Origin of the sequence: Paenibacillus sp. FSL R7-0652, assembly GCF_038595045.1 — a bacterium.
Taxonomy (GTDB): Bacteria; Bacillota; Bacilli; order Paenibacillales; family Paenibacillaceae; genus Paenibacillus.
The window spans coordinates 1,849,639-1,868,157 of record NZ_CP152001.1; the positions used below are offsets into that span (position 1 = coordinate 1,849,639).

Below are 18,519 nucleotides of genomic sequence, written 5' to 3' on the forward strand. Positions count from 1 at the left end.
TTCTGTATGTAATGTAATCGAAGACACAATCATTAGTGTACCAAATTTCAGGCAACTGACAACACTTTTACATGCTCTGTTTAATAATCAACGTCATGTATATAAAGGATAAGGCAGCTTAAATGCAGCGTAAAAGCGGCTTATAAGAAAGTGTAACCCAATTTATGTTAAAGTCAACGTATACCATGCGGAAGGGTGACAGCAAATGATCGTATATGAGAGAGAGCATGATTTTGTTTTGACCGCTCAGCATGAGCATGGACTTGCTGCCGGGGAGATGGCTGCCCACTGGAAAACCGAGTGGCTTCCCCATGGTCCGCACCGGGACGAGCTGGTTCTCGCTGCGAAGGAGCATGACCGGGGCTGGATTGAGCTGGATGCTGCACCATTGTGGAACGACTACAATCAGATTCCATACTCCTTTCGGGATTTTCCGCTGCGCCCGCGCTTTGTATTTTATCGCAAGGGAATCGAGGAAGTGAGACAGCAAAGTCCGTATGCCGGTTTGCTGTGCAGTCTGATGTACACAGAACTGTTTCAGAAAACGTTGGGAGCAAACCCAGAGGATGATGATGACATCAGAGAATATCTGCTGGAAGAACAGCAGCAGCAGGAAAGTTGGAAGAAAGAGCTTGGCGGGGATGCCGCAGCGCTGGAAGGGCAGCTGAAAAATGATGTAGGCGTAATGCTGTTCTGTGATCAGCTCAGTCTCTTCTTATGTATGGAAGAGCCGGGTACACCTGCAGCGCGTTATGATTTCTTTGCAGAAGGACTTGGCTGCGGCTTTGACGCCTGTCCAAGCCAGACCATCCAGGCCGAGTGGGTATCGGGCGAGAAAGTAGGATTATCTTTTTTTCCATTTGACGAGCAGTTCGAAGTAAGTATGTCAACCAAGGTGCTGCCCAAGGCAAGCATCCGCAAATTTGGAATGTTACAGGCTTATCGTCGAGCCGGTTGGAAGAAACGCCGGGTACTGATCACAGAATTATCCTGAACTAAGGCATATCCTGATTGATTTCAGTTCAGAACATTCAAGTCAGAACAGCATACAAACGAGTTCATTCAGGCGGGCATCTGGAGTTACGGACGTCCGTCTTTTAGATGTGTGTTTAAGAAAAGGAATCTATATACATTTCATACAGCAGGAATAAACACATGATTTCCAGAAATGATAATGAGCCGTGAGAAAAACATATATTGGGGGAGGTCAGGCATGAATCATCACGTTGAGATCTATACGATGTGTATGGTCTGGAACCCGGATTCCGATCAGGTTTTACTAATGAACAGGCCGAATCATAAAGGGTTTCCGGGATACATTGCGCCTGGAGGGAAAGTGGAATTCCCCGAAAGTATCGTGGATGGAGCCATTCGTGAAGTTCGCGAGGAAACAGGGCTTATTGTGAAGCAGATTACGTACAAGGGGCTGGATGAGTTCTGTGATCCGGAGCAGGGTTTGAGGTACATGGTCTTTAACTACCTGGTTACTGCATTTGAGGGGGAACTGATGGCCAATCCGCCGGAGGGAGAGCTTCTATGGATATCATTGAAACAGGCATTGGAGCTGCCAATGCAGGACTGGTTTGCAGAGCGTTTTCCACGTTTTTTCAATGCAGGTACATTTGAACGAAGTGTCGTCTGGGAGAAGTCCAGCGGACAAACGCTGCAGGAGACCTTCAAAACATACACAGATAACAGAAGGGATGAGCATTATGGTTATGGGGCATGAACAGGCGCTGCGTGCGTATATTGAAGCAACAAACACACATCAATTTGACGAGGTAAGCAGGCTGCTTGCCCCGAATGCACTGTATTGGTTCACAGGTACTTCCTGCACAACCCTGAATGAGATTCAGGCTTACTTCGAAAATGCCTGGGAGACAGTAAAAGAAGAGGTATATCGTGCGGAGAACGTGCATTGGATTGCTGTGGACGAGCATCAGGCTGTATGTACCTACACTTATCACTGGGAAGGATACGTTCGGGGCAAGCATGCTTCAGGGCAGGGTAGAGCAACGAATGTATTTGTAAAAGATGACGAAGGTGCTTGGAAACTGGTTCATGAGCATTTGAGCCTGGGGGAATAGAACACCGGCATAGTATCCATATCTATATATTTTGTTCCAGATATTATGATATAATGAAGTTTAGTCTTTTTACGGAGGTGAAGGTGCTTGGGAATCATTTTTCAGGATACGCTTGTGGGATTAGACTGCGAGCAGCTTAGTGGAGGTTTCTTTGATGGGTGGCCTAATCCGCCCTCTACGTCAACGTTTCTAAAATTGCTGGAGCAGTCCTATGCTGTTGAACTGGCTGTCGATGAAGATACCGGCAGGGTTGTGGGATTCATTCAAGCCATCTCGGATGGGGTACTCAGTGCCTACATTCCTCTACTGGAAGTGCTGCCGGAGTACAAAAATCAGCTTATTGGAAGTAGGCTTGTCCAGCGTATGCTCCAGCGGCTTGAGGGGTTATATATGATTGACCTTCTGTGTGATGCGGAAGTACAGCAATTTTATGAGAAACATGGGATGCGGAGATCAACGGGCATGTCCATCCGTCGTTATTCCAATCAAGCGGGAAATATCAGCAGCAGACAGAGTGACTAACATAGATTGTGCAGCAGCAGCGTTATAAGCAGCATCAGGGACCTCACTAAAATGTGGGATGAGTAATTTGTAGATCTGCCATACATAGGCTTCTGCAAAAGGCATGGAGGAGAAAAAATTGTATGATGAGAAAAGGTGGGGATTGGCATGAACTTGTCGTTCCGGATATTGGACTGGGATGAAGAAAAACCGTACGGACTCCTGCTGATGGCAGATCCTTCAAAAGCCATTGTGGACGAATACCTCAGCAGAGGCGTTTGTTTCATCGCGGAGTATGAAGGAGAGATGGTAGGAGAGTTTGTACTGCTCAAGACTCGCCCGGAGACTGCAGAGATTGTTAACATCGCCGTACAGGAGGAGCTGCAGGGACAAGGTGTTGGTAAACACATGATTAAAGAAGCAATGGAAGCTGCGAGAAGGCTTGGGTGCAGCATATTGGAGATTGGCACGGGGAATTCCAGTTTGCATCAATTGAAGCTGTACCAGCGCTGCGGTTTTCGAATTACGGGAGTAGATCGCGATTATTTCGTAAGGCATTATGAAGAAGAAATTATAGAGAACGGCATACGCTGTGTAGATATGATTCGCCTGGCCATCGACCTGGAATCAGCAACCGAGGAGGACAAGAAGTAAGGCTGGAGCAGAATACGCATAAGTCTTCGAGAGGCGCAAGAGCACGAAAAAAGGGGGGCTGGGATATGAACAGGCACACTCATGTGGGTGTATATGGACTGGCCGTGCGGGAACGATCCTGTCTTTTAATTCAGAAGGCTCGTGGACCTTACTGCGGGAAATGGGATCTGCCTGGCGGGAGAATGGAATTCGGGGAGCAGCCGGAAGCGGCATTGAAACGTGAATTTGAGGAAGAAACGGGACTCACTCCGCTGCAGCTGACCATTCATTCTTCACAATCCAACAGGATAGAGTGGGAATATCAAGGTGAACCGGAGGAAGTACACCATATTGGTATACTCTACAATATTACCGCTTTGCAGGATGATCAGCTGCAGTATATCAGAAGAGAACCTGATGGAGAAGACTCGCTGGGAGCAGCGTGGTTTACACTGGAGCAGGTGAAAGGTCTCGAGTTAACTCCCTTTGCCCGATATATGATAAATTGGATCTGAAACCATGAATCATATCATAGAGAAGCCGCCGGAGTCATACGATTCGAGCGGCTTATTCTATTGAATTTTTCATCAAGCCAGTCTGAGAAAAACCAATTTCTTGTTGAATAACATGTCAATTGGTTAATGTTTAAATGGACGGTTTGTTTTTAGACAGAATGGACCACAATTCTTATAAGGAGGTTATACGGAATCAGATCTGGATTTGGCGGAATCCGGCGTTCGAGGCCTGCCCGGAATTGCACCGATTATTCGATTGATCTAATTTATGCATCAATTGAACTAAAAATAGGAAATGCTCCTGAGCGTAAAAGTTTATAGAATAGATATTAGAACACGTACTTCGCCGAAATGGTGGAAGGATGTATACCTTCGAACGGATCAGGACATTATTCGACATCTGTGCGATGGTAAAGATAATCATTGTTTTACTTTGATTTTGAAAACGCAGACAAACCTTTGACGGGAGCGTCGGAACAACGTTATCACCACTAACAGCACGACTATTGGACTTCATGAAAAATTTCGCTTAAAATGTTGAACGAACGCGAATTACGGCTTATTCAATGATTTCCGTCAAACCCTATGACAAAATCAAGACGGAGGGAACGTCGATGACGATCGAGAAAGGCAACATGAAACCCTGGGAGAGTTATTATGGTCCCAATATGGGATACGTACAAGAACAATATGAATTATACACCCAAGATCCGGGTGCAGTGACACCGGCTTATCGTGAATTGTTTGAACAATGGGGTGCACCGCCGATGTCTGGCAGAGGTGCAGAGACTCTTTCGAATTCCGGGAATGCCCAAACTGCATCCGGAAGCGTAGATATTCAATTATTGCAGAAAGCGGTTACAGCGGGTAAGCTCGTATGGAATATTCGTACGTATGGTCATCTGGCTGCAGATATTGATCCGCTCGGGATCAGTGAAGCAACCGATACATCCCTGCTGGAACCAAAGCATTTTCAATTAAATGAAGAAGACTTGAAGGCACTGCCTGCTTCCCTGATCTGGGAAGGTGCAGATGGTCAGACAGCGACGGGGTGGGATGCGATTCAGCGTCTTCGCCAAATCTATACCGGACCTATTGCTTACGAATTCAGTCATGTGCACGAAGTACAGGAACGTGAGTGGCTGAACCGCCGTGCAGAATCCCGTACATCTCCGGCTCCGCTTACCCAGAATGAACGTACAGCACTGCTGGAGCGTTTGGTTGAAGCCGAGCAGTTTGAAGATTTCCTGCACAAAACATTTGTAGGACAGAAGCGCTTCTCTATTGAAGGTAACGATGTGCTTGTACCGATGCTGGACGAAGCGGTTCGTCTTATGACAGAAGCAGGTTCCAGCCACATTCTGATGGGTATGGCTCACCGCGGACGTCTAAACGTTCTCGCTCATGTTCTGGGCAAGCCATACAGCAAAATTTTCTCTGAATTCCACCATGCCCCGAACAAAGATTTGGTTCCATCTGAAGGTTCTACCGGAATCAACTATGGCTGGACGGGGGATGTCAAATATCATATGGGCGCGAACCGTTTTGTAAAAGACGGGGAAACTGTGCAGGCTCGCCTGACACTCGCCAACAACCCGAGCCATCTGGAATATGTGAATCCGGTTGTGCAGGGCTTCGCACGTGCAGCTCAGGATGATCGCCGTGAACCTGGTTATCCGAAGCAGGATGTAACGAAGGCAGCAACTATTTTGATGCACGGGGATGCCGCATTCCCTGGAGAAGGCATTGTAGCCGAGACATTGAACTTTAAGGCGCTGCCGGGATACCAGAATGGCGGAACCATTCATATTATCGTGAACAATCGCCTTGGCTTCACTACAGACAGCAGCGATTCTCGTTCAACCTACTATGCAAGTGACCTTGCCAAAGGTTATGAAATTCCGATTGTGCATGTGAACGCAGACAACCCTGAGGCATGTATTGCAGCAGTCCGCATGGCTGCGGAATACCGCAACCGGTTCAAAAAGGACTTCCTGATTGACCTGATCGGATACCGCCGTTATGGTCACAACGAGACGGATGATCCTGAAACGACACAGCCGCTTGTTTATGACAAGGTGAAGAATCATCCGACAGTCAGCCATCTGTATCAGGATATGCTCAAGAAGGAATCTGTCATCGATGATGCCTTCATCACCAAGGTTCGTGATGGCGTAGCTAATCGCCTGAAAGAAGCCTACGATCAGATGAAGAAAAATGAAGTGCATGAATATTACCAGCGCAACATTAGCGAGTCCGAGGCTGTTACAATTACGCCAACAGCAGTACCGCTGGACCAACTGCGCAGCATTAATGCGGATCTTCTGAAATGGCCTGAAACGTTTAATGTATATCCAAAACTGCAGCGGATTTTGCAGCGCCGGAGTACTGCTCTGAATGAAGGGGAAAAAGTGGACTGGAGCCTTGCGGAAACGCTGGCATTTGCAACTATTCTGGCAGACGGTAAGCCGATCCGTATCAGCGGTCAGGATGCAGAGCGGGCAACCTTTGCTCACCGTAACCTGGTACTGCATGATTCGAAGAACGGTGATAAATTCTGTCCGCTGCATCATCTGCCGCAGGCAAAAGCATCGTTTGCGATCTACAACAGCCCGCTGTCTGAAGAATCTGTTGTTGGATTCGAGTATGGATACAACGTATATTCTCCAGAAACACTTGTAATCTGGGAAGCTCAATTCGGTGATTTTGCAAACTGTGCACAAGTGATCTTTGACCAGTTTGTATCGGCAGGCCGGGCGAAATGGTCTCAAAAATCAAGTCTGGTAATGCTTCTTCCTCACGCAAACGAAGGTCAGGGACCGGAACACACAAGTGCACGTCTGGAACGTTTCCTGCAGCTGTGTGCTGAAGACAATATGACGGTGGTGAATCTGTCGAGTGCTTCACAGTATTTCCATCTCCTGCGTCGTCAGGCTTCATTAACGGAGACGGAAGATGCACGTCCGCTTGTGATGATGTCACCAAAAAGTTTGATCCGTAATCCGCGTGTGGCGTCACCGGCTGTAGAATTCAGTGAGGGCAAGTTTGAACTTGTGTTGGAGCAGCCAGGTCTCGGTACGAAGCCGGATCGGGTAGAACGAATCATTCTGTGCAGCGGTAAAGTTGCCATTGACCTGGAAGATGCGATTGAAAAGGATAAAGGAGACTGGTCCTGGCTTCACATCATCCGTGTTGAGCAGCTCTATCCGTTCCCAGCGGAAGAGATCAAACGTGTACTTGCGCGTTTCAGCCAATTAAAAGAGCTGGTATGGGTGCAGGAAGAGAACAAAAACATGGGAGCCTGGACGTATATGGAGCCTCGTCTTCGCGAAATTGCGCCTGAAGGCACAACCGTAAGATATGAAGGCCGTCCGGAACATGCAAGTCCTTCCAGCGGTTATCAGCTTGTGCACAGCATGGAGCAGCAATTAATCATTACAGCAGCGCTAAAACAAACGGCGAAGAATAATATTCCACTGGGGAGGTAACAGCTGTGAGTGAAATTAAAGTACCTGCAATGGGTGAATCGATTACTGAGGGAACGGTATCCAGATGGATGGTCAAAGAAGGGGACACCGTTAACCAAGGTGATGTCCTGCTTGAACTGGAAACAGACAAAGTCAACATTGAGATCAGTGCGGAAGAAAGCGGTGTGCTTGAGAAAATCATTCGTCAGGAAGGCGAGACTGTCGAAATCGGTGAAACGATCGGTACACTTTCAGCTGGAGCAGGGGGAGGAAGCGGTACTGCCGCTTCCGAACCAGCAGCAGCTGAATCGAAACCTGCTGCCCCTGCTCCTGAGGCTCCGGCAGCTACGGCACCTCCAGAGGCATCCGACAGCAGCAAAACAGCTTCTCCGTCTGCGCGCAAGCTGGCTCGCGAGCGCGGCATCGAACTGGATCAAGTGCAGAGCAAAGATCCGATTGGACGCGTGTATCAGGATGACGTGAAAAGCCATGGCAGTCAGCCTTCCGCTCCGGCGGCGCCTGCTGCTCCCAAAGCTCCGGTAACTGCGCCTGCTGCTCCGACTTCCGGCGGTTCTACTTATGCCAAGCCGGTAGAGCGTCAGCGTATGTCCCGCCGCCGGGCGACAATTGCGAAGCGTTTGGTCGAAGCGCAGCAGACTGCAGCGATGCTGACCACGTTTAATGAAGTTGATATGACAGCTATTATGGACGTTCGTAAACGCCGTAAAGACAAATTCAAAGAGAAGCATGATATCAACCTTGGTTTCATGTCGTTCTTTACCAAAGCGGTAGTCGGTGCGCTTAAGAAGTTCCCGACGATTAACGCAGAGATTGATGGCGAAGATGTTGTATTGAAAAAATTCTACGATATCGGTATTGCCGTATCTGCCAAAGAAGGTTTGGTTGTTCCGGTTGTACGTGATGCTGATCGTCTGGGCTTTGCCGAGATCGAAAAAAGCATTGCAGACCTTGCATCCAAAGCGCGTTCCAACACGCTGGCACTGTCTGATCTGCAGGGCGGCACGTTCACAATTACGAATGGCGGAACATTTGGTTCCCTGCTGTCCACGCCAATTTTGAATACTCCGCAAGTAGGTATTCTCGGCATGCACAAAATTCAGCTTCGCCCGGTAGCGATTGATGCTGAACGGATGGAGAACCGTCCAATGATGTATATCGCACTTTCTTACGATCACCGGATTATTGATGGAAGCGAAGCAGTACGATTCCTGGTGACGGTGAAAGAATTGCTTGAAGATCCGGAATCCTTGCTGATCGAAGGTTAATACCTGCAAAACGTGCAGCAGCTGCATCGGACTTATATGATCTCTATGAGATGGAAGTAGAACAAAATCCCCTGATTGGGCACAGTACAGATTGTGCTGGTCAGGGGATTTTTTGGCTTATAACTGTTGAGATTGAATGAAACCGTCCGAGAAATAGTTAAGATAAGGGGCTGGAGACATTGGATGATATCATCAGAGAGCGCTCATCTGCTAAGCGGCTTACTGCACTAAGCACTTGATAGACTGTTAATTCGCATGACTATCCTGCTCATCGGTCTGTTCATGATCCGGCATATGCCGCTCCAGCCAGTCAAGGACATCCTGAGCCACCTCTTTACGATTCGTCTCATGCAGCATTTCATGACGTCCTCCAGGATAAAGCCGATATTCTACATCCTGCAAGCCGAGTTTTTGATACTGGGAGAACAGGTTAAGTATACCTTTGCCCCGAAGACCGACAGGATCCAGCTCACCTGAAAACAGGAAAACCGGCTTGTGTTTGGGGATACGTTCCATATGCTGCGGCTTATGGATTTCAAGCAGCAGTTTAAAGAAATCCCTGAAAAAACCGGCTGTACAGACGACTCCACACATCGGGTCGTCGATGAACCGCTGCACCTCCTGGCGGTCACGGGACAACCAGTCAAAGGGTGTTGCAGCAGGGCGGAAAGCGCGGTTAAACCCCCCGAATACAATCGCATTCAGCAGTAAACTGCGATGCTGATCACCCTGAATGCCGCACTGCAGCAGGGCCAGCTTTTCTCCGAATCTCAGAAGTCCTCGTTTGCCGTTTGTACCAGACAGCAGAAAAGCACAGTATCTTTCATGTCCGGCATACATGAGGTGCTGTACCAAAAAGGACCCCATGCTGTGTCCCATTAGGAATAGAGGCAGGCCCGGATTTTCTTCGGCTGCCGTCTCACCCAGATTAAGCATATCGCTGGCCATCCAGCGAAACGCATCAACACCTGCATCACCCAGTAATTCGGTGTTCTCCACGGTTTTGCCATGGCCCCGATGGTCATTGGCATACACAGCATATCCGTGTTTGGTAAGGTAACCCGCAAATTCGGCATAACGCGCCGCCGTCTCGCCCATTCCATGTGCGATCTGCACAACGGCTTGGATGGGATGGTTCGGATCGGGAAGCCAGCGGTACACATGAATACGGGTACCTTCATTGCTGATCAGCGTAAAGGTAGACTCCTGCATCTCGTGTGATTCCTCCTTCACAGGTATGTTGTCCGTCTCGTTACTTAAGGAAGATAGGAGCGAAGAACGGTGGTGTTCCCGCTTAAGGTGTAGGAACCCAGATTGGCTGGAAGCAAGTAACATTGGCCTGATTTCAATGGCATCTGTCCGTCTTCTTCTGCGCCAGCCCACTCAAGTGTGCCTTCACCATCACAGACGACAATAATCGTAAAGCTGTCCGGTGTGGTGGACAATTCCCAACGGTCGGTAACGACGCCTTTTTCCACAACAAAGTATGGACAGGCTGCGAGCTGGAGCCATTCCCCAGGTACGGCCTGATTAGTTTTCATTGTGGTGGCTCCTGCGCCTTCATATGCGGTGACGTTCAGAGAATCTTCTACATGAAGTTCACGCGGCTGACCGTCAAGTCCGGGACGATTGTAATCATAAATCCGGTAGGTGGTATCCGAGTTTTGCTGTATTTCGGCAACGACAACACCCGCACAGAGGGCATGAACGGTTCCGGCAGGAATAAAGAAAGTATCGCCGGCTTCCACAGGGACTTGACGGAGAGTATCCATCACGCTGCCATTTTCAAGCGCCTGCTTCAACCTCTCACGATCTACACCTTCATTCAGACCATAAATGATATGGGCACCGGGCTTGGCATCAAGCACGTACCACATTTCCGTTTTACCCAGCTCACCTGGAGGCAGAGCCTCGTAATCATCTGTAGGATGAACCTGAACCGACAAGTCATCGTTACAGTCGAGCAGCTTGATCAGCAGAGGGAAGCGTCCGCCTTTTTCCGAAACACCCTTAGTTCCGAGCCAGGCTGTTCCCAGCTCTTTGCGGATCTCATCAAGTCCTTTACCGGCCAATAGACCGTTTAACACTTTGGTTGTACCGTTGGCATGATCCGCGATCATCCACCCCTCGCCGATGTGTCCTTCAGGGGGCGTCAGGCCGAATTGCTCGAGCGCACGACCTCCCCATACACGTTCTTTGAATTCGGGCTGGAATTGAAGTGGGTATGGCGTAGACATGGGTATCTCTCCTCTAGTATATGAAATGGTGAATCCCTTTAAACGGTTCCGGTGCTAAGCTTTTAACTTCACGATGGTGAAGTGTCATGAACAGGTGGATGCGCTTGCAGGTCCATATGCAGACACACTGCCGTATCGGATTAATCTGATGCGGCTTGTCCTGTGATTGTGTCTAGTGTATTTCATTTGGGGACCGAAGGGAATTCGTTGTTACTTTTTCTCAATGCCAATTAGATACGGGGAATTATCACGCTGCATCTGACGGTACAGTACAACCTGGGCCTTTTCTACTGGCAGACCAGAGGCCCATGCGGATACGGCTTCAGCTTCCTGAGCGCCCCCTTCGTGACCTGGATAGAGCACAGCTGTAATGATGCCGCGAGGACGCAGTAACGTCAGTGCGGCTTCGAGCGCTGCAATGGTGCTGGTTGTCTCGGTAATAATGGAAGCATCAGCACCTTCGGCAGGCAGGTAACCCAGATTAAACATGATGGCTCCTACCCTGCCAACCCAGACATCAGGTACGGCTTCAGCCATCCGGGCATGACTTAATTCCAGCATGGAAATTGATCCAAGTTTGCTGCCTTCCGATTGTTTACGGATTCGGGCTTGAGCCAGTGTGAGTGCTTCGCTCTGGATATCAAATCCGATAACTTGACCACGCGCGCCTACCTGCTGTGCAAGAAACAATGTATCAGCACCTGTGCCTACCGTGGCGTCAATCGCGAAATCTCCCGGTTGGAGCCGGGAAGCAATCCATTGATGCGCACAGCTTAGAACCGATAGAAATCCCATTTACGCTCCCCTCCAATACTTACCCTGCCAGGTATCCCGTTCACGCAGTTCCCGGTCAATGGCGTTCAAGACTTCCCATTTTTTCAAAGACCACATGGGTCCGATAAGCAAATCGCGAGGGGCATCGCCTGTAAGACGATGTACAATCATTTCGGGCGGAAGCATTTCAAGCGTGTCTACAATCAGCTTGATGTACTCATCCTGCTCAAGGAATCGAAGCAGACCTGCTTCGTACTGTTTCACCATCGGCGTCTTGCGCATCAGATGCAGCAGATGGATTTTGATACCCTGCACATCCATACGAGCAACAGCACGGCCGGTGTCCAGCATCATTTCGTGTGTTTCCTGAGGCAGGCCATAAATGATATGTGTACAAACCCGTATATTGTGTTTGCGAAGCTTCTCGACAGCTTCTTCGTAACATGCGGTGTCGTGTGCACGGTTGATCAAAATTGAAGTGGAATCATGAATCGTCTGCAGTCCCATCTCTACCCATAAATAAGTGCGCTCGTTAAGCTCGGCCAAATATTCCACGACATCATCTGGTAGACAGTCGGGGCGGGTAGCGATTGATAGCCCCACAACGCCGGGCTGCTGCAGTATTTCTTCGAAATATTCGCGCAGTTCTTCGACCGGCGCATAAGTATTCGTGTACGCCTGAAAGTAGCCGATGTAGTGAGCAGAGGGCCATTTAAGATGCTGCCTGTCCCGAATTGTATTAAACTGGCTGACAAGGTCTTCACGTCTGCTGCCCGCAAAATCGCCTGAACCTCGTGCGCTGCAGAACGTACAGCCGCCTTTGGCGATAGAACCGTCCCGATTCGGGCAGGTGAACCCGGCATCCAGCATGACTTTGAATACTTTGTTGTGAAATTGATCACGCATTTCGTAATTCCAGGTGTGAAAACGTTTATCCCCCCACATCCGTGGAGGCTGTAAAGCAGGTGCATTCATTTAAGGTACTCCTTTGAGATCGATGTCTTTGTATTGGGTACATCTCTGATACCGTATTATCGTACCTGAATAGGGAATACAGACGCTGTGCGGTTTCCGTCACTTATTGTATCAAAAATCCGAAAAAAAGGGGAATGCAAACGAAAAAAAAGGCCGCCAAATCAACGGTTTTTACTTGATACAGTTTACACCTTATGTTATATTTAAATCAGCGTCAGACACCATCCAGTGAGCAGTTTTCGTTGCAGCATTTGAATGAATGCTGACGTTATGGTTCATACTATACCGTGAGGTGATACGAATGAATTCCCAAGTTAAAAATAAAGAATTCCAGCATGTATCCGTTGAACTGACTGCAGAAGAGGCACTGGCTTTGACAGGTGTACGTTTTAATGGAAATCCAAAAGTGAAAGCGGCTGCAAGACAAAAAGTTCGCGATGCTTTCGAAAAGACATTTGATTTTTCACACCAAGATAAGGTAGACTATGAACTACTAAAGTAGTTGGACCCCAATTCCAAATAAATCGAAAAGGGAATCTTTGAGATCTGCCCAACGTGGCAGGTCCGGAGATTCCTTTTTCATTGCTCTTTACAATTGGCCGGTTCTTCGGCAAAATGAGTCTAGGACAAGTATGGACAAACGGAGGAATAAGATGCGTTTACGTGGCAGAAAAGGGATTAGAGAAAATCTGGAGCAGCAGGAGGACCTGGTTGTACTGGAGCCAAAGCAGCATAAAGGTAAGTGGGCTGAACTGTTTGGCAATGATCATCCGATCTTTGTCGAGTTTGGCATGGGTAAAGGTCAGTTCATCAGTCAAATGAGTTATAAATATCCGCAGTACAATTTTATCGGGATTGATATGTATGATGAACTGGTCCGTCGTGCCAGTGAGAAAGCGCGTAACGCCTGGAGTCAAGCTGAGGTGGAGACGCCACCGAACCTGAAGTTGGCGCTCGCAAACATCGAACAGATTGAAGAGGTGTTTGAACCGAAAGAACTGGAACGCATTTATTTGAATTTCAGTGATCCGTGGCCAAAAGCAAAACATGCACGCCGCAGGTTAACCCACCCGCGCTTTCTGAAAAAATACGTTGAGCTGCTGAATCCGAAAGGACAGATTCATTTTAAAACCGATTCAGAGACGCTGTTTGAGTTCTCTTTGAACTCTATCGCTGATTTCGGACTGCAGATGACGAATCTGTCTCTGAACCTGCATCGTGACGGCCTGAATGAAGAGCATGTGATGACCGAGTATGAACAGAAATTTATGGGCAAAGGCATGAACATTCACAGGGTTGAAGTGATTGTAGGCGAAGAGGCGCTGCGGGAGTATAACGAGATGCGTCTGGACAAGTATAAAGTACGTGAAGCGGCTGACGAATCTGGTGACGGTCAGGATCAAGACGAAGCTTAATACAATAGAGCGGCATCTGAGGGCTAATGTTTTACTCTCAGATACCGCTCTTTTTTGTCGTTAAAGATGATCGGAGTGGAGTTCTTTGCGGCGATAATCGTTGGGGGTCACCCCGTTGAATTTTTTGAACATCCGATAGAAGTAAGAGCTGTTGGTAAAACCGGTTTTCTCGGCAATATCCGCGACAGAACTTTCGGTTTTGACAAGCAGATGCTGCGCTTTAGCAATACGTGTCTCATTAATAACATCGGTTAATCCCTTTAAGGTGAGCTGTTTGTACAGCCTGCTGACATAAATGGGGGACATGGCCAGCTCTTCTGCAATCGAGGTCAGGCACAGATTCGGATCAGCATAGTTTCGCTCAATAATGTCATTGATTTTCCGAATAAGTTCTTCGTGTTTGAGCGTGCGCTTTTCTTCCACTTTGGAGCCAAGCTCGTCAAACATGTGGTAAAAATGTTCATGCACCTCACTGATATCCTCCGCATTTTTCACCGGAAGCATTAAACTGCCTGAGACGGAATCCAGTCTAAACTGATTGTTTTTCTTAAGCGTGTTGCGAACATGATTAAGTGTCATTGTGAGATGGGACAGGGCGAGCTGAAAAACATTAAACGGGAATTCCGCTGTTTCATTAACAATATCGGCGTAGATCATCTTTGCTTCCCCCGTCTTGCCTGTCATCAAACAATCCACGAGCTGTCTCTCTTTGCCAGCAGGGAAGGTGTATTCCTTCGTCTGATACGCCATGATCTCCGAGGTGTAGATCAGACAGCCTGGACCCATGAACAAACGGTGAAGAGAGGCTTCGGCAGAGCGTGCATAACCTTCAATACACTGCACAAGCGACTGTTCTTCTGGACCAAGCGTACAGGAGATGGAGCATTTCAAATGAGTCATGACTGCGGCCTGCATCATACGCAGCAATTCTTCCATTTCATGCGGCTCCCCGTTCTCTGAGAGTGAAGAAGAATGCGCCCCCGATTTCTCGTTAAACAGAAGTGTGATCAGGTCACCTCCCATATCCACAGCCTCTACATGGTAATGAAGGTCGGCCGTTTCGGTGCAGATGTTCATCATCGCATATTTCACCAGTTTGGTATCATCACGGTAAGTCTCGCAAAACTCCGTATAGTGGTCAATGCGCAGCAGCACCAGTCGGGATGAGCGATGCACATCGACAGAGGAACCGTAAAATTTCATCCGGTCTTCCAGCATACTGCAGGTTACCGTTTCCCGTCCCTGAAGCGCACCCCGTAAATAGTCCTGTCTCAACAGGTGCAGACTGCCTCGGCGTTCCGCTTCCATTACACGCATGCGTACAAGCACATTATTAATCGGATGGTACAGCTTACGGGATACAAGATAAGAGAGAATGAGACCTGCAGCCAGCAGCCCAAGGCAGAAAAGCAGCGTGTGAGTTCGCATACTGCGAATATCTGAAGTGATAACATCGTAAGGCGTAATTCGCACGTAACGCCATCCCAGGCTGTCTGGTACGGTATAGGTAATCAGTGAATTTTCTCCGTCCACTTGTTCGGTAAAATAAGCAGAATGCTCCGTATCCTGCATAATCGGACGCATGAATGTTTCGCCAGAGAGATTATGAAGCAGCGGCCGATCTCCGAAATCGGACAACAAGTCTCCTTTTTCATTCACGATAAAGGTCGTGCCTGGTTGATCCGCGGCATTCATGTTGGGACTAAGCCAGTCATCTTTAATGTTAACGATAACGGCATAATTCAGCTTGGCATTATCATTAATGGTGTCATAACACAGGTATGTGTAGCTGTTCACCTCACTGGCTTCCGTTGAGCCGACCTTATACGTGCGCGGGATGGGCACGAAGGGTTTGTAGTCATGAAAACGTTCGAGGATGTCCTTGATCCCCTGATCATCGATCTCGGTTACAGACTGCTGGCCATTGCGTACCCCGTCGGAACTGATAAAAAACTCATCGCTTTTGGAGTTGTATACATAGATGGATTCAATGAATGGAAGAGACATGCGGTAATTGTCGAGCTGCTCCATGGCGGAGGTAATCTGATAGATGCTTGGTTTCGAATAGAGCATCAGGGATGAAATGGTGTAGTCCTGATAAATCTGATAGGAGAGCGACTTGGCACTTTCGGTCATTTTGGCTACCTCACGACTCGTCTGAGTGAGACTGTTCATATCTGTACGGTAGACTTGGCGAAGTGCAATCCGATTATAGTTAACGTACAAGATGGCTGATGCTACAAGCAGGGTTGCTGCTGTGCTGATAATAATGCCAATCAGAATCCGCGCGAATACTTTCTGGCTGTCCTCTGAACGTTTGCGCATCCTTTTTTTCCCCCTCGAACCTTCTGATATGAGTGAACTTATGTATTTTTCATAACATAGATCTGATTTCACATGCGGTAGAACAGAAGAGCAAGGTAACTTGAATTATATATTATATATTATGTATGCGTTTACATCAACGCTGGACGAGTGTTTTGGTTCCTTTTCCCTAGATAAAGTTCAACGATCGCTGGATTGTTCACCTCCATGATGCTGTGCACGATATCAACTTTTGTGAACGTACGTGTGTTCATTTCATGATTGGTGCATATTGTTCACAGCTCCATTCGCAGCATCGTTCATCAATTTGCAGGAAGCTTCAGTATCCAGCGATGAAGAGGGCAGCCTACAATAAATTCAGAGCTTCACACGTACCACTGCTGCATATTGGGAGGGATCGAGCCATGCTCAAAGAATTGAACAAAAACAAAATCATGTTTCTGATGCTGCTGCCCACGCTGATCTTTTTTCTCATTAACTCGTATTTTCCGATGGTCGGTATTTACTACGCATTTACCAGTTATGATTTTGCAGGCGGGTTATTCGGCAGTCCATTTGTTGGACTGGAGAACTTCAAGTTCCTCTGGCAATCGGGAATGCTGCTGAAACTTACGACGAACACGGTAGGTTACAATCTGGCTTTTATTATACTGGGGAATGGCCTGGCGATCTTTTGTGCCATCATGCTTAGTGAAATCAGGGGCAAACTGTTCAAAAAAATTACCCAGTCCGTCATGTTCCTGCCATACTTTATTTCTTTTGTTCTATTAAGTGTAATCGCTTACAACATGTTTAATTATGAATCCGGGTTCGTGAACACTGTGCTCAAACGATTCGAGGCAGGACCAGTGGATATCTACAACACTCCATGGATTTGGGTGTTTCTGATTATTATCTTTTATCTGTGGAAAAATCTGGGGTACAGCATGGTCATCTATCTGGCTGCGATCACCGGAATTAGTGACGAGTACTATGAAGCGGCCCGCATTGATGGGGCAAATATCTTCCAGCGGATCTGGTACATTACGGTGCCGATGCTGAAACCAACTTTTGTTATTCTCCTGTTATTTTCACTGGGCAGCATCATGAAGGGGCAGTTTGATCTGTTCTATCAACTCATTGGAAATAACGGCGTACTTTACAATGCTACGGATATTATTGATACGTATGTATATCGATCATTAAAAGTCACCTTCGATATCGGTATGGCAACCGCAGCGGGGCTGTACCAGTCGTTATTCGGTTTCATCCTGATTATGACGGTCAACTACATCATTCGCAAAATTAATGAAGACTACGCCTTGTTCTAGAATAAACACGCCCGCAGGGCAGAAGGGAGAGCTATCATGAGCACACAAACGCATACCCAAAGACGGCTTCGAACCCGCACTCATGCAAAGGATTCCGAATTCAACCTGGCATTTCAGGTGATCGCTTATACTGTCATCATTATTTTGTCCATCATGTGCCTGCTGCCGTTTCTGCTCATTTTGTCAGGCTCATTCACCAGCAACGAATCCATCGTACGGGACGGTTATCATCTCTTTCCAACACACTTTTCTCTGGAAGGATACAAAATGGTGTTCAAATTCCCAACCCAGGTCCTGAAAGCATACGGGGTAACCGTGTTTACCACGGTAGTTGGTACGACACTGGGCTTGTTTTTTATCACCATGGCCGGATTTGTGCTGCAGCGCAAGGATTTCAAATACCGCAACACGTTCTCCTTCTTCATCTACTTTACAACACTGTTTGGTGGGGGACTTGTGCCTTGGTACATCATGCTGGCGAACTATTTTAACCTGACGGACACGTATACCGTTCTGATTTTCCCGGGACTTATGACTCCGTTTCTGATTATTCTGATGAAAAACTTTATTCGCTCCGCTGTGCCGGATGAGCTGATTGAATCGGCCAAGATCGACGGAGCCAACGATTTTCGCATCTATTTCAGCATTGTGCTGAAACTGGCAATGCCCGGCATCGCCACCGTTGGACTGTTTCTTGCTCTGGGGTACTGGAACGACTGGTTTACATCATCCTTATTTATTAACAATCCGGATATGTATCAGCTTCAGTTTTATCTCTACAACACGATGAATACCATTACCTTCATTGACCAGATGGCGATTGGTACGGGGGTTACCCTCAGTCAGGATGTTCCAACAGAGTCCACCAAGATGGCAATGGCTATTATCGTTACCGGTCCCATTTTGTTCTTGTATCCGTTTGTGCAGCGCTATTTTGTCAAAGGACTCACGATTGGTGCAGTTAAAGGTTAGAACGTATCCACGCTGGGGACGT

Annotated in this window: 17 protein-coding genes; 12 read left to right on the forward strand and 5 right to left on the reverse strand. The window is 47.7% G+C overall.

All coding sequences use genetic code 11. The features are described 5' to 3' along the window. Positions 1-205: 205 nt before the first annotated feature. The 8 genes from MKY97_RS08535 to odhB all read left to right on the forward strand — a co-directional run bounded on the left by MKY97_RS08535 (position 206) and on the right by odhB (position 8,489). On the forward strand, positions 206-994 hold the full coding sequence (locus tag MKY97_RS08535; RefSeq protein ID WP_342555026.1) for a DUF3891 family protein: 789 nt from the start codon (positions 206-208) through the stop codon (positions 992-994). A 219-nt stretch (positions 995-1,213) separates the two neighbouring features. Continuing rightward, positions 1,214-1,729 carry an 8-oxo-dGTP diphosphatase gene (locus tag MKY97_RS08540; protein ID WP_342555027.1) on the forward strand — a complete coding sequence of 172 codons (516 nt, stop codon included), beginning with the start codon at positions 1,214-1,216 and terminating at the stop codon, positions 1,727-1,729. Beyond that, complete coding sequence (locus MKY97_RS08545; protein ID WP_342556283.1) at positions 1,719-2,087, forward strand: nuclear transport factor 2 family protein; 369 nt, start codon at positions 1,719-1,721, stop codon at positions 2,085-2,087. Before MKY97_RS08540 ends, MKY97_RS08545 begins: the two co-directional genes overlap by 11 nt. An 87-nt stretch (positions 2,088-2,174) precedes the next feature. Then, entirely contained in the window at positions 2,175-2,609 is a 435-nt protein-coding gene (locus MKY97_RS08550) for a GNAT family N-acetyltransferase (RefSeq protein WP_342555028.1), read from the forward strand. A 147-nt stretch (positions 2,610-2,756) separates the two neighbouring features. After that, the gene (locus MKY97_RS08555; RefSeq protein WP_342555029.1) at positions 2,757-3,242 is read left to right on the forward strand and encodes a GNAT family N-acetyltransferase; all 486 of its coding nucleotides are present in this window, start codon (positions 2,757-2,759) and stop codon (positions 3,240-3,242) included. A gap of 65 nt (positions 3,243-3,307) precedes the next feature. Beyond that, on the forward strand, positions 3,308-3,736 hold the full coding sequence (locus MKY97_RS08560) for an NUDIX domain-containing protein (protein ID WP_342555030.1): 429 nt from the start codon (positions 3,308-3,310) through the stop codon (positions 3,734-3,736). A gap of 614 nt (positions 3,737-4,350) precedes the next feature. Then, positions 4,351-7,224 carry a 2-oxoglutarate dehydrogenase E1 component gene (locus MKY97_RS08565; protein WP_342555031.1) on the forward strand — a complete coding sequence of 958 codons (2,874 nt, stop codon included), beginning with the start codon at positions 4,351-4,353 and terminating at the stop codon, positions 7,222-7,224. Between the two features lie 5 nt (positions 7,225-7,229). Further along, positions 7,230-8,489, forward strand: coding sequence for a 2-oxoglutarate dehydrogenase complex dihydrolipoyllysine-residue succinyltransferase (odhB, locus tag MKY97_RS08570; RefSeq protein WP_342555032.1), 1,260 nt, complete (start codon positions 7,230-7,232; stop codon positions 8,487-8,489). Between the two features lie 246 nt (positions 8,490-8,735). On the opposite strand, the gene MKY97_RS08575 is transcribed toward odhB, so the two are convergent. The 4 genes from MKY97_RS08575 to MKY97_RS08590 form a co-directional block, all read right to left on the reverse strand. Then, positions 8,736-9,701, reverse strand: a complete 966-nt coding sequence (locus MKY97_RS08575; protein WP_342555033.1) for an alpha/beta hydrolase — start codon at positions 9,699-9,701, stop codon at positions 8,736-8,738. Between the two features lie 44 nt (positions 9,702-9,745). Then, entirely contained in the window at positions 9,746-10,726 is a 981-nt protein-coding gene (locus tag MKY97_RS08580; RefSeq protein WP_342555034.1) for a type I phosphomannose isomerase catalytic subunit, read from the reverse strand. Positions 10,727-10,936: 210 nt separating this feature from the next. Next, positions 10,937-11,521, reverse strand: a complete 585-nt coding sequence (locus MKY97_RS08585; protein ID WP_342555035.1) for a class I SAM-dependent methyltransferase — start codon at positions 11,519-11,521, stop codon at positions 10,937-10,939. Then, positions 11,522-12,475 carry a TIGR01212 family radical SAM protein gene (locus MKY97_RS08590; RefSeq protein WP_342555036.1) on the reverse strand — a complete coding sequence of 318 codons (954 nt, stop codon included), beginning with the start codon at positions 12,473-12,475 and terminating at the stop codon, positions 11,522-11,524. A gap of 301 nt (positions 12,476-12,776) precedes the next feature. On the opposite strand from MKY97_RS08590, the gene MKY97_RS08595 reads away from it, so the two are divergent. Together MKY97_RS08595 and trmB are read left to right on the forward strand one after the other, a co-directional pair. Further along, on the forward strand, positions 12,777-12,977 hold the full coding sequence (locus MKY97_RS08595; protein ID WP_251502605.1) for a hypothetical protein: 201 nt from the start codon (positions 12,777-12,779) through the stop codon (positions 12,975-12,977). 151 nt (positions 12,978-13,128) lie between these two features. After that, positions 13,129-13,890, forward strand: coding sequence for a tRNA (guanosine(46)-N7)-methyltransferase TrmB (gene trmB, locus MKY97_RS08600; protein WP_342555037.1), 762 nt, complete (start codon positions 13,129-13,131; stop codon positions 13,888-13,890). A 60-nt stretch (positions 13,891-13,950) separates the two neighbouring features. Here trmB and MKY97_RS08605 read toward each other — a convergent pair whose 3' ends face one another. Beyond that, positions 13,951-16,215 carry an AraC family transcriptional regulator gene (locus tag MKY97_RS08605; RefSeq protein WP_342555038.1) on the reverse strand — a complete coding sequence of 755 codons (2,265 nt, stop codon included), beginning with the start codon at positions 16,213-16,215 and terminating at the stop codon, positions 13,951-13,953. A gap of 404 nt (positions 16,216-16,619) precedes the next feature. On the opposite strand from MKY97_RS08605, the gene MKY97_RS08610 reads away from it, so the two are divergent. Next, positions 16,620-17,525, forward strand: coding sequence for an ABC transporter permease subunit (locus MKY97_RS08610; RefSeq protein ID WP_342555039.1), 906 nt, complete (start codon positions 16,620-16,622; stop codon positions 17,523-17,525). A gap of 36 nt (positions 17,526-17,561) precedes the next feature. Beyond that, positions 17,562-18,497: a carbohydrate ABC transporter permease gene (locus tag MKY97_RS08615; protein ID WP_342555040.1), complete on the forward strand. Its 936-nt coding sequence runs from the start codon at positions 17,562-17,564 to the stop codon at positions 18,495-18,497. Positions 18,498-18,519 lie beyond the last annotated feature (22 nt).